Genomic DNA, 14,227 nt, shown 5'->3' with positions numbered 1-14,227 from the left:
TCGAAAATCGGCACTCGACAATTAACTCCCCCTTTATCCATCAAACTAAACCGCTCTTCGTGCCATTATCTGATCCAGATATTCTTTTTGCAATTACCGGAGATCCACGATACAATTCGCGGGCGCTCAAACAACTGGAGGTACTCACAGCAGCCGGATACGATGTTCACGTTGTTGGACTTGCTGCTGCACCTGCTTCGGAGATGCTCTACGAAAGGATCCGTCTGCAGTTACTGGAACGGCCTTCGGGGGGCGGGCCAAAGTTTTTCTGGCAGACACATCAGCTTTTTTCTGCGTACGTCGCCGGCGTGAAAGCGCGTGCGTACCATGCAAGTGATCTCTATGTGTTGCCGGCACTTTCCGGACGCGTAAAAAAAACAGGCGGCAAACTGGTCTACGATGCCCGTGAGCGTTATCCGTACGTGGCGTCAACAGTTGGCCGGCCCTGGGCGCGGTTTTTCTGGGAAATGCTCGAATCGCGCCATATACGCCGCGCTGATAGCGTCTTTACCGTGAGCCAGAGCATCGCTTCTCACATCGCTGCCTCCTACAACATCGCATTGCCGGACGTGCTGTACAATGTACCGGCCTTCAAAAAAGCAGTGCCTTCTGAACAGCTTCGAGAAACGCTGGACATTGCGGTATCGCAAACTGTCATTTTGCATCAGGGGAAAATGCAGAAGTCACGCGGGTGTTTGCTGCTGCTTCAGGCCATGCAACACGTGGCAGGGGCAACGCTTGTGTTTTTGGGAGATGGACCCCTGCGGCAACCCCTTGAGGTAGCGGTTGCACAATATGGACTTCAGGATCGGGTCAAGTTCAAGGCCGCTGTATTACCCGACGAACTGCACGCATTCACTTGCTCGGCAGATATTGGGGTCACCTTGCTGGAAGACACGTGTCTGAACCATCGATATGCGCTACCGAACAAATTGTTTGAATACCTGATGGCCGGCGTGCCTGTGCTGGGAAGCGACTTGCCTGAAGTGGGCGGTGTTATAGAAGACTACGGTGTAGGCCGCGTTGTAGATGCTTCGGACCCTGCGCAAATTGGTGCGGTATTGCAGGAGATGGTAGATGCGCCGGCTGATCGAGCAAAATGGGCTGCTGCATCCCCTGCAGTATTCGAAACTTTTAACTGGGAAAATGCATCACAGGTACTCCGGCGAAATTACAAAAACCTAATCCCTGTACCAGAACAGTGAAGCACATTTTTTCCTTTTTAATCATCGGGTTGTTGATTTCGCCCCCCGCCCTCAAAGCCCAAACCGATGATGGTAATTCTCCGATACCCCCAAACACGCAGCCACTTGAGTGGCAGGATTTTGGCGAGGCATTGGAGGCCGCAGAGGTTAGTGGACGAGCTTTGATGGTTGATGTCTATGCGCCGTGGTGTCCATGGTGTCAGCGGCTTCAAAAAGAAGTGTACGCCAAGGATGATGTGCGCGCATACCTCAATAAAAATTTTGAAACGGTACGGTTGGACATCGATGATGCTGATAAAGTCATCCATTTCAAGGGCTACGAACTCAGCGCATCCGAATTAGCCGCCGGCCTGGGTGCAGAAGGGACCCCAACCATTGTATTTCTGTCTTCAACCGGCGACTACATCACGCGTGTGCCCGGGTTTATCGAAGCGCCGGACTTTATGCACGTCCTCCACTACATCAATACAGGCGCTTTTCAAACCGAATCTTTTCAGGATTACCGCAAGCGCAACCCCTGATCATCTTACGTGATTAACGCACCGGGGCAGGTGTTTTGACCAGCGACCCATACTGGTCTGCCCGGCGGTGCTGGAAAAACAGCTTTTTAGCCGGCGATTCATTACACCGCGCAAGGTCGAGATCTGCATACAGAATGGCCTCTTCTGCTTTTGGCGCTTGCGCAACAACCTGTCCAAACGGATCTGTAACGAACGATTCCCCTGCAAATGTGAGTACGGCTTCTTTGCCGACACGGTTGGCAAGGGCCATGAAATACCCATTCTGGAAAGAAGCCACTTTTAATTCAGCCTCGTAGAGTCCGCCTGGCCATTCATCCAGTGCGCCGGCCTGCGGGACAATCACCAGTTCGGCGCCGGCAAGCGCCAGGGCTCGCAGGTATTCCGGATAGTGCCTGTCGTAACAAATGGCCACACCAATTTTGCCGACAGCTGTATCATAAACCGGCATCCCCGTATCTCCGGGTGTATAGTACCCTTGCTCATAGAATGCTTCGTAATCAGTGATATGCATCATGCGCGTTTTACCGAGCAGCGTACCATCTGCATCAATAACGGGTGAGGTGTCATAGGCGTCGTCACCATCACGCTCGTACAGATTCAGGACGACAACTACGCCAAGGCGTTTGGCTGCTTCCTGAAAAATGGCGGTAGTAGGACCCGGGATAGGCTCTGCCAGGTCTTTCGAAAGCGGTGTTGCGCAGTGTTGGGGGTAAAAGGGGGTGAAGGCCAATTCCGGGAAAGCAACAAGCCTGGCGCCTGCTTGCGCAGCTGTTTCGAGCGCTTCCAGTCCGCGTTTGATTGAAGCATTCAGGTCTGCAGTGGGCTGGTATTGAACGAGGGCTATTTTCATTTGAGCTAAGAAGGTTGACGTTGGTGGTGTGTCAGGACCAATTATTTGTGAACAGTATTGCTACGGCCAGTACGCCCGCACAAAACGGTCGCGACCAGTCAGGTCTTGCAATACCTGCGCGTTGATGAAGCCGGCATCTTTAAAGCAGTCAGCCGTAGCATTTGCATAGTCACAATGCGTTTCAACCAGCAGATGACCGCCTTGATGCAGCCTTTGTGTGGCTGCCTGGGCAATGGCCCGGTAAAAACGTAGGGGGTCATCTCCCGTAGTCAGCGCCAGGCCGGGCTCATGGTCCTTTACTTCTGTGTCGAGTGCCAGGTATTCCGTTTCTGGAATGTAAGGGGGGTTGGATATGATCAGATGGAATTTCTCTTCTTCTGGCAACTGAATTTTTTTGGTGAGGATGTCGTTGTGGAAGAAATGCACGTCCAAATCCAGTGCCGTAGCATTTTTCTTTGCAATGGCGAGGGCGTTGTGGCTTACATCACAGCTTGATACCCGGGCATCTGGCGCTGCGTGTTTGATGGCAAGGGGAATGCAGCCGCTGCCAGCACCAATATCGAGTACGCCGGCCTTCTGAATAGGCGAGAGTATTTCCGTAGCGCGCACAACGAGGGATTCAGTTTCAGGGCGGGGGATGAGGACGTCCGGTGTCACGTCGATTCTGAGTCCGCAAAAGATTGTATAGCCGAGAATGTATTGCAACGGTTCACGCTTTTGCCGACGGTCCAGCATGGCCTCAAATACAGGCAAGATGGCTGGCGGTATTTCCGCTTCAGGATGGGCATAGAGCGATGCACGATTGCATTTAAGCAATTCGCACAAGATCCATTCGACATTTCGGCGCGCATCTCCTATGTTTACCGCCTCTAACTCGCGTGTACTTTTAGTAATCAGTGACGCGCGCGTCCACCGTGTTTTGGTATCCCCCATAATTATTTCATATACGTGTTATTAATGGTTTGCAAAAATAACCGATAAATTCCGTAGCCCGTTCTGACATGCGGCAAACCCCATGTCTGCAGCGTATGTGAAATTGATACCAGGTTTACATATTGCATGGACTTAAAAGGTCCAACCCCCTGAAAAATACTACATGCGAATCCGGTGATCCGTTTGTTCGGCCCGCATTTGCCCCAAGGGAATACCCAAGAGGTATTCGCGTACCCATGTTCATGTTTAAAGCAGAAAATAAATGAGTATAAAAGACAAGCTGAATGAACTCGCCGGCAACCTGTGGTGGAGCTGGAATCCCGCTGCACAGGCCTTGTTTAGCCAGTTGAATCCTGAAGTATTCAAATCGACAGACCAGAATCCGGTTGCAGCACTGCAGGCTGCTGATGCAACTGTACTGAAAGATGCAGCTTTCCAGGCAGAAGTCGAAAAGGTTTATGAAGACTTCACGTCTTATATGAATACCAAAACTTCATATGCAGATGCGCCGGCCGTGACGTATTTCTGCATGGAGTATGGCTTCCACGAAAGCCTGCCACTGTACGCAGGCGGACTCGGTATCCTCGCAGGCGACCACACGAAAGCTGCTTCAGATCTCGGACTCCCGTTTACGGCGATTGGCCTCTTTCTGCGCGATGGCTACTTCCAGCAGTACTTTGATGCAGCAGGCATGCAGCAGGAAAAATATACCCGGCTGGATCCTGAAAAACATCCTATTTCTCTTGTCCGCGACGAAGACGGCAATCCGCTTCGCGTGACGGTACACCTTGCGAAAGCGCCTTTGCAGCTTCAGGCATGGCGCATCAATCTGGGCCGCAACCACGTGTATCTCCTCGATTCGGATTTTGATGCGAACCCGTCTGAGTTCCGCTCTTTAACCTGCCGGCTCTACCAGAACGGTCGCGCCGTGCGCATCCAGCAGGAAATTATCCTCGGTATTGGCGGCATCCGTTTACTGCGGGCAATGGGTATTGACACCGATGTATATCACATGAACGAAGGGCACTGTGCCTTTCTGGCGCTTGAACTCCTGCGTGAGTCGCTTGAGTCGGGCAATGTGTTGTCTGATTACAGCCTCAAAGAAGCAGAAGCCGGCGTACGCGACCAGTGTGTATTTACCACGCACACGCCGGTAATGGCTGGTCACGATCGTTTTGCGCCAGACATTTTCCTCGAGCAAATGGCAGCATTTCGGGAGCAAATGGGCTTTTCTGAGCATGATTTGCTGGCATATGGCCGTGTAAATCCGAACGATCCGGAAGAATCGTTTACAATGACCGTGCTTGCCTTGAACTTCTCCCGTACATCTAATGGCGTTTCGTCATTGCATGGAGAAGTGGCGCGCCGGCAGTGGCGACACCATTATGCAGACCGTACTGTGAGCGAAGTGCCTATCGGGCAGATTACCAACGGTGTGCATGTGCCTACATGGACGGCGCCGTCTGCCCAGCTCTTCCTCGACCAAAACCTGGTAGGCTGGAACGAGCATCGCAGCAACGTGGCATTCTGGGAGCAGCTCGATGCTGTATCTGACGAAGATCTTTGGGCGTATCGCAACAGCTTGCGGCACCGCCTGATTTCTTTTGTGAAAGAGAAAATTGGCTCGCAAACACTGAAATTTGAGGATAAGCTCGATCCAGAAGCCTTGACCATCGGTTTTGCGCGCCGTTTTGCGCCGTACAAAAGGGCTTCACTGCTTTTTGAAGACCTGGAAAAGGCGCGTGCGTTGTTCTCAGATTCAGATCGCCCGGTGCAGATTCTGTTTGCCGGTAAAGCACACCCGGCCAATGGCGAAGGCAAGCGCCTGATCCAGCAGTTGTTTGAGGTGAGCCGCGACCCTGCATTTGCTGGCAAGCTGATCATTCTCGAAAACTACAGCATGGAAATTGGCAGGATGCTGGTTTCTGGTACCGATGTTTGGCTGAACAACCCACGCCGGCCGTATGAGGCCAGTGGAACAAGCGGCCAGAAAGTGCCAGTGCATGGCGGCCTGAACCTGTCTATCCTCGATGGCTGGTGGCCAGAAGGGTATAATGAGAAGAATGGCTGGGCGATTGGTCACGAGTCGTCTGCTGATACCAAAGACCCTGAAATTCAAGATGCTGAAGACGTGAAATTCTTGCATGATGCGTTGCATGAGCAGGTAATTCCCCTGTTCTACGACCGCAACGAAGCGGGACTGCCCCTGGGCTGGATCGCAGCAATGCGCGATGCAATGAAAACACTGCCGGCTGCCTTTAGCGCAGAACGTATGGTAATCGACTACATCGACCAGGTGTACCGCGTACCAGAAACGGCAAGTGTATGATTTTTATTCGGAGGACGGATAAATGACAAAAAGGCGGGACGTGCGTGGTCCCGCCTTTTTTATTTTGCATACTTTACAAGGATGACACAACGTTGTCATAGTTAAAAATGAGCTTGCGGTATACACAATATTGAGCGGATCCAGCAGGAAAGACCATGAAAGCTACAGGCACCTTCGACGTGACCATGAAACCCATCGACGCCTACGCCGCCAGCAAAGCCGGCGCACAGCTTGGACGTATGTCCCTGGATAAAACCTTTGCCGGCGACCTCGAAGGCACCAGCCAGGGAGAGATGTTGACAGCGATGACGGATGTAAAAGGCTCTGCGGGCTACGTGGCGATTGAACAGGTTGAGGGTAGTTTGATGGGGAAGACGGGCACCTTCGTATTGCAACACTTTGGCGTGATGGCCGGCACAGACAGCCGGCTGATTCTCGAAGTAGTGCCGGATTCAGGTACTGATGAACTGGCCGGCCTCAGCGGCAGCATGGAAATTATCAATGAGGCCGGGACGCACTGCTACGTGTTTGCGTATGGTTTTGAGTGAGGAGTGAGGAGTGAGGAGTGAGGAGTGAGGAGTGAGGAGTGAGGAGTGAGGAGTTTTGTATAGGGGTGTGTTGAATTGTTCCGTTTTGTCATCCTGAGCTTGCGAAGGATCTGGCTGAAACGCAGTGTCCTGGTGAATCGAGGCGTTGACTTAGCGCATACCTAACCGCATCGCAGCCCCATATTACTGCTGTTTGTGTATACGGATGGCGCTGGCGACGCCCACATATCCAACAAATGCCAGTAGCCCAAGCGAGACAGCCATACGTGTCATGTGAAATTCGCCGTCCAGAACCAATTCAGACATAATCCCGACCAGCACAAAAAGCATCCCAAACACCAGTCCGCCAAACAGGACGGTGAACCACGACTGAAATGCTTGAGAGTTGAACATGTCGCTGGTGATTGTAGTGGACAGTAATTTATACCATACCACATCTCTCAACCAACTACAATGGAGAAACCGGTAGATACGTAAAGGCTTTACGCCTGCAGGGGCCGGGAGATTCGGCTAAAAGATCAAGCCGGCAATAATGAAGGCTACAATAGTGACTCCAGCCAGTCCGAGCGTATACGGCAACTGCGTATTTACGTGGTCCACATGATCGCAGGCAGCAGACATCGACGAAATGATCGACGTATCAGATAGCGGTGAAGCGTGGTCACCAAAGACGCCACCAGAAAGCACGGCACCAAGCATCAGGGCTGGACTCAAGCCAAGGCCTTCCGCCAGGGGGAGGGCGATGGGAATCAGGACCGCAAACGTGGTCCATGACGAGCCGAGAAAAAAGGAGACGAGGCAGCCGATGACAAAGATCAGCGACGGGATCCACCACGCCGGTGCGCCATCACCAATTAAATCAACAAGGTAAGGGCCCATTTCAAGCGCGCGAGAAACCTGGCCGAGCGCAAAGGCAAACACAATCAGGATCGTCACCGGTAACAGCCCGGATGCACCCTTTAGAATAAGACCGGTAGACTTAACTGGCGAGATCAGCATTTTACCTTTGCGCGGGATGGCATACATCGCCATGGCAACAGCAATGCCGGTAGCTACTGCCCAGAGTACCGAGGTTGAACCACTGCCTTTCATCAAGTTACCGTCTCCTGTGATGTACAGGCTGACGAATATCATCCCGATCATGGTGAAAATAGGCAGCAGCAGGTCGATCGTTTGATGGCTCGAGTTGGAAACAGGCTGGATTTCCGAGACGTCTTCCGAAATCATGGGGACTGAACCTTCTCTGATCAATTGGCCTGTTTCTGCCGCGCGGTTTTCGGCGCGGGCCATCGGACCGAAGCTCCAGCCGGTAAAGGCCAGCACAAACGCCATGATGATGGCAAAGATTGCAAAGAAGTTGAACGCAAGCGCATTGATCAGCAGGCCAACCGCTTCGCTATCCATCACGCCTTGCGCCGCCAGGAGTCCGAGGATGTACGCGCCCCAGCCATTGAGGGGTAACATCATGCAGACTGGTGCGCTGGTTGCGTCGCAGTAGTAGGCCAGCTTTTCTCGCGGAATTTGCAGCTTGTCAAAAAAGGACCGGCTAACGGCGCCGACGGTGAGGGAGGTGATACTGGATTCGACAAAAATGACCATCCCGACAACCCAGGCAAGCAGCTCTGCGCCTCTGCGGGTGGTGCCAAGGCCCCGTTTTTGCGCCCAGTTTACAAACCCGAGTACGCCCCCAGAAGCTTGAACCAGGGCGATGAGGCTACCAACAAGCAGACAGAAAAAGACAATCCGCGTATTGCCGGCATCGGAAAAAACGGTAACCAACTGGTCACCAAGCTCGCGCAGTCCCAGTATGGGGTTGCCGCCAACAAGAATCGTTGTGCCCAGCCAAAGGCCAATAAAAAGGGAAAGGTAGACTTCGCGGGTCCAGAGGGCGAGGCCAATGGCTACAATCGGAGGAAGCAGTACAATCCAGTCCATGCGCAGGAAGGTGGGTTTGTTGATGCCCCATTATAGCAAACAGTGGGGATCGATGCTTCACTTTGTGCGCGATCAGGCCGGCGCGTTGCCCGGATACCATTTGATGCTGCATCCCATGGAAGGGTGCTGTTGTGCCGGCCCTTTGCCTGTTTCGAGGATTAGATCGAGCGCGGCCTTCAATTCACTGCCATGTGCATCACCGAGGCCAGGACGCGTTTCATCCATGCGACCACGGTAGGCAAGGGTGCGGTTGGCGTCGTAGACAAAGAAATCTGGTGTACAGGCAGCGCCATAGGCATGTGCGATCTCCTGGGTCTTATCCCATAAGTAGGGAAACGGGTAAGCGTGTTCTTTGGCCCGGACAGCCATATGATCGAAGCTGTCGGTTGGGTATTGCGCAGGGTCGTTGGAGCTAATGGCTACAAATTGTACCCCCCGTGCTGCGTATGCTTTTGCGATTTGAATCAATTCAGCTTCTACATGAATTGCATAAGGGCAATGGTTGCACGTGAAGACCACGACCAGTACGTCGGCTGCATCGTACGCGGCCATGCTACGCGTTTCGCCCTGTTGGTCATCGATCCAGGGATTGGCAATGGGGAGGTCAAACGTGGTTGCTTGGTTGCCGAGTGCCGGCATGTTGGATGCTACTGCCATAGTTAAAGGATAGAAACTGGTGTTTTGTATAGTGACTTGCTAAAACGGTAGCCGTTTGTACGGCCTATTCGTCTTCTGGCCAGGCTGCTGTCCGCCGGATCTGGTCAATCGGCGAAACTACGGTCGAGGCTATATTGGCGATGTGTGCACTTACCCGGTTTAGCATACGTGCGCTCAACGCGTAAACGACGCCCTGGTTGCCGCTCAGGTTCTCCTCGCTGGCAAGGTTGATAATGTATGCCGCAACATCGCCTTTGAGGGTCTGATGCTTTTGCATAATCTGCTGCGCCTCGTCTTCGTTGCCTCTGAAAAAGCCTTCTTCAAGTTGTAAAAACATTTCTAGGATGATGTCCCTGAAATCCCGCAATGGCCTGACGAGGGCTCCCATGCGCGGTTGATTCGCCATATTGGCTACTTTTGCAATTGATTTGGCCAAATCACCAATTCGTTCTGCTTCGTTGACAATACTGACAAGCTTCAGACAGAAAATCAGATCTTGTTCGGGATGGAAGCTCAGGTGTTCAAATACCACGCGCCGGATATGCTGCTCACCATTGTTGATGAGCTCGTCCATTTTGCTGAGGTCTTCTTCGAGGACTTCGTTTTCGAGAAGATGCCCCGTAGCGGCCTCAAACATATACCGTCCCCGCCGCACCATTTCATGGATTTCGTCTGATGCTTCGCTTACAAGCGGTGGGAAATCATTTTCCCGGAAGATGCTGTCTAAAAATCCCATAAGTCCAAGGATTTAAGGAGTAACGACTGGGAGCTACCCCAGTAAAAGCAGGTATTCAACGCGAGACAGCTAAGAAAGTTAAATTCAACTGGAAATTGATTGAGGTTTTGGGGTTGGGAGTGAGGAGAAAGGAGTGAAGAGTTTGGGGGAAGAGGGATTTTTGTTTTGCTTGCTTGGTAGGGGTAACTGGCGGTATGGTGGGTGCAATACATGGCCGGCTTGTCATAACAATTATGGTTTATTACCTGTAATATGATGCAGACGATCTTTGTCCCATCAGGTATAGCGCTGCAAAACCATGAAAACAAACGCCCTGGATTATTGTGCTTCATCTGTAGCATGTAAGCAATTAATGCTTCTGATTTTTGTACTGCTGGCTGGTATCGGGCAGGTTAATGGGCAGGCTGTTGTGGAGCCTTCCGCAGAAGCACTGGCTACGCTTGATCGACGCGTGCGCGGCCATATGGCGGAGTTTAAGATTCCGGGTGCGGTCATTGCCGTGGCCTCGCGAGGTAAAATATTGCATCTCGAAACGTATGGACTTGCCAATGTTGAATTGTCGGTGCCGGTAAGTGACAGCAGTGTGTTCGAAATTGGGTCCATCAGCAAACAATTTGTAGCTGTGGCTGCCCTTTTGCAAGCGGAGGAAGGGAAGCTTGAGCTGGATGATCCCATCCACAAACACTTGCCCGACCTGCCGGGTGAGTGGCTGGGGGTAACCGTTCGGCATTTGTTGTCCCATACATCGGGCATACCAGACTATGAGACCATTCGCTCTTATGATGTCTACCGGTTTCGGCTTTTGCCAGAAGAAGTCATTCGCATTGCCCATAGCCGGCCCATGGATTTTGCCCCGGGACAAGGGTATTACTACAGCAATACGGGCTATTACATCCTCAGTATGATTGTTGAACGGCTGGATGGGCAGCCCTTGCGATACGTACTTCAAAAAAGAATATTTGAGCCGCTGGGCATGACCCAGACCCGTATGGCAGACCCTGAGGCCATCATCCCCCACCGGGCTTCAGGATACTGGGTGAACCGCGTTGACCAACTCATTAACAGAAATCCTACAGAATCTTCGTCAACTTTAGGTGCCGGCGGCTTGCTGTCTTCAGTGCACGACCTGATCAAATGGGACAATGCGCTGTATGGCGATGAATTGTTGACTGCGGCTTCTAAAGCGGCCATGTGGACCAGCACCGTGTTGCCCAATGGAAAAGATACCGAATACGGATTGGGCTGGCAGCTTCGTCCGTATCGTAGCGTGCTGCAAGTAGGACACGGGGGACAGGTTGCCGGCTTCAATACAAGTTTCACCCGGCTGGTGGAGCAAGAGCTGTGTTTTATTGTCTTCTACAACCGATACCGCGTGAGCGCCAGCTATCCGAAAATTGCAGCATACCATGCCTTTCTCTCTGGCATAGGCGAATTCCCGTTTGATGGTTAACGCAACACTGCGCTGGCAGCGGCTTCCTGAGACGCCGGCACATCGCTGTAGGCGCAAAAGGTGCGCATTGCCTCAGGGTAAGCTGCCAGGATGTGGTGATCGCCAAGCGAGACGAGGGTTGTCGGGAGTGTCCGGGTAACGGTGGTAACAAAGGCTGACAGGTTATCCGGCAAGCCGTAGGCGTGCCATGCAGCCGGCTTGGAGACAACAAAGATAAAGGCTTCATTGCAGTTCTGGAGGGCCTTGATGAGCGTGTCAAACGTTGCCTCCTCCGTATCTGCATCTACCTCATGGTAGGTCAGGGAGAGCGCAGGGTGGTTGGCTGCCCGCTGTCTGAGAGCTTCACCCAGTGGCGCTTCCGTGGGGTCGAGCCTTGTGCGGTATGGGGTGACAAATACGGCCATTTTCTTCCCTTCCACATTGGTTGCAGGCGCATCCGCTGAAATGGCACGTGCTGCAATGCCATGGGCCTGCTTCTGGTGTCCTTTGCATCCTACAAGATCTATGGGGAAAACCTCATTGGGATCCGTGAAAAACCCGCTGCCAAATTTTTTCGTAATGCGTCTGCGCAGTTTGTCAATTTGCGCAATTGCTGCATCCATCCGTGATTCGTTTAGGATACCAGTTGTTATAGCTTCGACAAGGCCTTCTACCATGGTGACCGGATGTAAGGGGTCCAGGAGGATGTCGAGGCCGGCATTGAGCAGGTTGGCAGCATAGCGGGCCATGTCGCCGTCTGCCGGCTGAATGGCTTTCATAATCAGGCTGTCTGAAATAACAGCCCCTGTGAATCCGAGTTTTTGCCGGAGGACACCTTGCAATATGGGTGCTGACAGGGTTGCGGGGGTGGTGGTGTCGTGTAGGCTGGGGAACGCAACATGGGCAGTCATGACGAGGTCGGTGCCCATCTTGATCGCCTCAATAAAAGGGGGGAATTCAACCTGACCGAGGGCTTGCGCGTCCCGGTTCACAACTGGGAGCATGGCATGGGAATCGGTCGCTGTATCGCCATGGCCGGGGAAATGTTTGGCCGTAGCAAGCAGGCCCACCTCCTGGCATGCTTTCACATATGTTGTAACGTGTTGCTGCACTTCCACCGGATCATGGCCAAAGGCTCTGATTCCGATGATTGGGTTCAACGGATTGGAGTTGACATCTGCGACGGGGCCAAACGTGATGTGGAGGCCACAGGCCAGTGCTTCTGTGGCCGTGATGCGCGCAAACGTTTGAACCGCTTCTGTGCCGGCAATTGCGCAAGCGCGGGCATGCGGGAAAAGCGTCGCACCGGCAATTTGTTGTCCTGTGCCGCGCTCAATATCGGAGGCAACCAGGATCGGACGGGCTGCATGTTGTTGAAGGTCAGCGAGCAATGCCGGCGTGTGCCGGGTGTCGCCGTTAAACAGCACAATGCCGCCAAATTGATATTTGTTTTGCAGGGGCCGGAATCGGTCGATGTCTTCCGCTACGCGCACAGGGGGCGGCATATTGGAGCCAAGCCTCGGAAATACAACCTGCGCCGCCTTCAATCTGAGGCGGTCCATGTATGAGCTAGCCATGGAGTTAAAGATTAAGGATTACAAAGCAGAGGTGCAGGCGGTTAGTCCTGATACAGTCCGTGTTGCTTTATATAGGCAAAGACTGGATCGGGTACAAGATGCCGGATAGATTGGTTTGATTTGATGCGCGCCCTTAGCGAAGCACTAGACACATCGAGTAGCGGGGCTTCTGCAAAATGTATACGATTCGGAAATAACGCCAGCGCTTCTGCTGTTTCATCAGCCCGGCCCGGGCGGCTGTAAACGAGCAGTTCTACTGCATCAACAATATCTGCCGGTCGATGCCAGGTCATAAAGTCCAGCAGGCTGTCTTCACCGATTACGAGCGTATAGGTGTTTTCGGGCTCATTGTTCTTGAGATCGGTTACCGTGTCGATGGTAAATGAGGTGCCTTTACGCGCAATTTCGATGTCTGATACATCAAAAAACGGATTGCTTGCCGTCGCCAACTCCACCATGGCTAGTCGATGTGCTGCATCAACCAGTCGCAAATGTGTTTTGTGCGGAGGGATATATCCGGGGATCCAGAGAACTTTATCCAGTCCAAACTGGTCTCTTACGGATTCTGCGACAACCAGATGGGCAATATGTGGAGGATTAAAAGATCCTCCATAGATCCCGATCTTCATGCAGTGTTAGTTCTCCGTCGATTCAGCTGCTTCGGTAGAGGCTGTTTTCATGGCTGCATCTTTTGCAGCATCCGCGTCTTGTAGCGCTTTGAGTTTGGCCTGAGCCTGCTCGTAATAGCTTTCAGCTTCTTTGTGATGTTCACTGGGTTCGAAGATCTGAATCAGGCGGTCGTAGTTTTTAATGGCTGAACGGAGGCGTTCTGGCTGACGCAGGGCAATACTCTGATCGCTAAAGGCGATATACATTTTAATTGCACCAACGAGCGCCGGCTGCGCCCACGGCGTATCCGGGTAGAGGTCGAATACAGATTCAAAAGACAGGGCTGCAGCTTCGAACAATTCGCGACGTTCGTAGAGCTGGGCCGTAAGGAATTGTTTCTCAGCGAGCTTTGTACGCAGGGCAACAACTTGCTCTTGCGCTTCACCGATGAGGTCATCATTTGGGAAACGGTCAATAAAGAGTTGGAATTCCTGAATGGCACGCTTTGTATCTGATTGATCCAGTGCTGGCGCGGGAGACATTTGGGCAAACGTTTCAGCCCGCTCAAAATTTACGCGTGCAAGCCGGGGATCAGCGCGGTAGATTTTTGTAAACCGTTCATATTCGTTTGAAGCCAGCAAATATTCCTTGTTGTCGCGGTAAGCCCGTGCAAGGTACAACTGCGCGTCAGCGGCCCATTGGTGTGTACGGCCGAAGCTGAAAACACCCTGGAAATACGTAATTGCTGCTGTATACTTTCCTTCTTCGTACAGCACTTTACCTTTGCCGAAGGCTTCTTGTGGGGTGTCATACGAAATACGGTTTGCACTGCCACAGCCGGCAACAAGCATTACCGTGCAGCACAAAGCGAGAAAAAGTCTGGATTTGAACATATGAT

At 52.4% G+C, this 14,227-nt stretch carries 14 protein-coding genes; 5 read left to right on the top strand and 9 right to left on the bottom strand.

Going from position 1 to position 14,227, the window contains the following annotated elements:
• Window positions 1–59 precede the first annotated feature (59 nt).
• Together AAF564_01500 and AAF564_01495 are read left to right on the top strand one after the other, a co-directional pair.
• Window positions 60–1,205 (top strand): glycosyltransferase, encoded by a 1,146-nt coding sequence (locus tag AAF564_01500; GenBank protein MEM8484187.1) that lies wholly within the window; start codon window positions 60–62, stop codon window positions 1,203–1,205.
• A complete protein-coding gene (locus AAF564_01495; protein MEM8484186.1) occupies window positions 1,202–1,726 on the top strand; it encodes a thioredoxin fold domain-containing protein in 525 nt (174 codons plus the stop codon). Before AAF564_01500 ends, AAF564_01495 begins: the two co-directional genes overlap by 4 nt.
• A 13-nt stretch (window positions 1,727–1,739) precedes the next feature.
• On the opposite strand, the gene AAF564_01490 is transcribed toward AAF564_01495, so the two are convergent.
• Both AAF564_01490 and prmC read right to left on the bottom strand, forming a co-directional pair.
• The gene (locus tag AAF564_01490) at window positions 1,740–2,576 is read right to left on the bottom strand and encodes a nitrilase-related carbon-nitrogen hydrolase (protein MEM8484185.1); all 837 of its coding nucleotides are present in this window, start codon (window positions 2,574–2,576) and stop codon (window positions 1,740–1,742) included.
• Window positions 2,577–2,636: 60 nt separating this feature from the next.
• The gene (gene prmC, locus AAF564_01485; GenBank protein MEM8484184.1) at window positions 2,637–3,509 is read right to left on the bottom strand and encodes a peptide chain release factor N(5)-glutamine methyltransferase; all 873 of its coding nucleotides are present in this window, start codon (window positions 3,507–3,509) and stop codon (window positions 2,637–2,639) included.
• 262 nt (window positions 3,510–3,771) lie between these two features.
• Between prmC and glgP the strand changes: the two genes are divergently transcribed.
• Both glgP and AAF564_01475 read left to right on the top strand, forming a co-directional pair.
• A complete protein-coding gene (gene glgP / locus AAF564_01480) occupies window positions 3,772–5,838 on the top strand; it encodes an alpha-glucan family phosphorylase (protein MEM8484183.1) in 2,067 nt (688 codons plus the stop codon).
• 155 nt (window positions 5,839–5,993) lie between these two features.
• On the top strand, window positions 5,994–6,386 hold the full coding sequence (locus AAF564_01475; GenBank protein ID MEM8484182.1) for a DUF3224 domain-containing protein: 393 nt from the start codon (window positions 5,994–5,996) through the stop codon (window positions 6,384–6,386).
• Window positions 6,387–6,569: 183 nt separating this feature from the next.
• On the opposite strand, the gene AAF564_01470 is transcribed toward AAF564_01475, so the two are convergent.
• The 4 genes from AAF564_01470 to AAF564_01455 all read right to left on the bottom strand — a co-directional run bounded on the left by AAF564_01470 (window position 6,570) and on the right by AAF564_01455 (window position 9,714).
• Entirely contained in the window at window positions 6,570–6,779 is a 210-nt protein-coding gene (locus tag AAF564_01470; GenBank protein ID MEM8484181.1) for a hypothetical protein, read from the bottom strand.
• Between the two features lie 117 nt (window positions 6,780–6,896).
• Complete coding sequence (locus AAF564_01465) at window positions 6,897–8,321, bottom strand: Na+/H+ antiporter NhaC family protein (protein MEM8484180.1); 1,425 nt, start codon at window positions 8,319–8,321, stop codon at window positions 6,897–6,899.
• A gap of 72 nt (window positions 8,322–8,393) precedes the next feature.
• Window positions 8,394–8,978: a thioredoxin family protein gene (locus AAF564_01460; GenBank protein ID MEM8484179.1), complete on the bottom strand. Its 585-nt coding sequence runs from the start codon at window positions 8,976–8,978 to the stop codon at window positions 8,394–8,396.
• A 64-nt stretch (window positions 8,979–9,042) separates the two neighbouring features.
• Window positions 9,043–9,714 (bottom strand): PhoU domain-containing protein, encoded by a 672-nt coding sequence (locus AAF564_01455; GenBank protein ID MEM8484178.1) that lies wholly within the window; start codon window positions 9,712–9,714, stop codon window positions 9,043–9,045.
• A gap of 298 nt (window positions 9,715–10,012) precedes the next feature.
• Here AAF564_01455 and AAF564_01450 point away from each other — a divergent pair, with 298 nt between their 5' ends.
• A complete protein-coding gene (locus AAF564_01450; GenBank protein ID MEM8484177.1) occupies window positions 10,013–11,164 on the top strand; it encodes a serine hydrolase domain-containing protein in 1,152 nt (383 codons plus the stop codon).
• Here AAF564_01450 and AAF564_01445 read toward each other — a convergent pair.
• The 3 genes from AAF564_01445 to bamD are packed head-to-tail and all read right to left on the bottom strand — an operon-like array spanning window position 11,161 to window position 14,222.
• Window positions 11,161–12,720 carry a glycoside hydrolase family 3 N-terminal domain-containing protein gene (locus AAF564_01445; protein ID MEM8484176.1) on the bottom strand — a complete coding sequence of 520 codons (1,560 nt, stop codon included), beginning with the start codon at window positions 12,718–12,720 and terminating at the stop codon, window positions 11,161–11,163. The genes AAF564_01450 and AAF564_01445 overlap by 4 nt on opposite strands.
• A 41-nt stretch (window positions 12,721–12,761) precedes the next feature.
• Window positions 12,762–13,349, bottom strand: a complete 588-nt coding sequence (gene nadD, locus AAF564_01440; GenBank protein MEM8484175.1) for a nicotinate-nucleotide adenylyltransferase — start codon at window positions 13,347–13,349, stop codon at window positions 12,762–12,764.
• 6 nt (window positions 13,350–13,355) lie between these two features.
• Window positions 13,356–14,222: an outer membrane protein assembly factor BamD gene (gene bamD, locus AAF564_01435; protein ID MEM8484174.1), complete on the bottom strand. Its 867-nt coding sequence runs from the start codon at window positions 14,220–14,222 to the stop codon at window positions 13,356–13,358.
• Between the last annotated feature and the right edge of the window lie 5 nt (window positions 14,223–14,227).

The organism is Bacteroidota bacterium (assembly GCA_039111535.1).
Taxonomy (GTDB): domain Bacteria; phylum Bacteroidota; class Rhodothermia; order Rhodothermales; family JAHQVL01; genus JBCCIM01.
The sequence above is the reverse complement of the archived record's forward strand: the minus strand, read 5'-3'. Positions and strand labels throughout refer to the sequence as shown.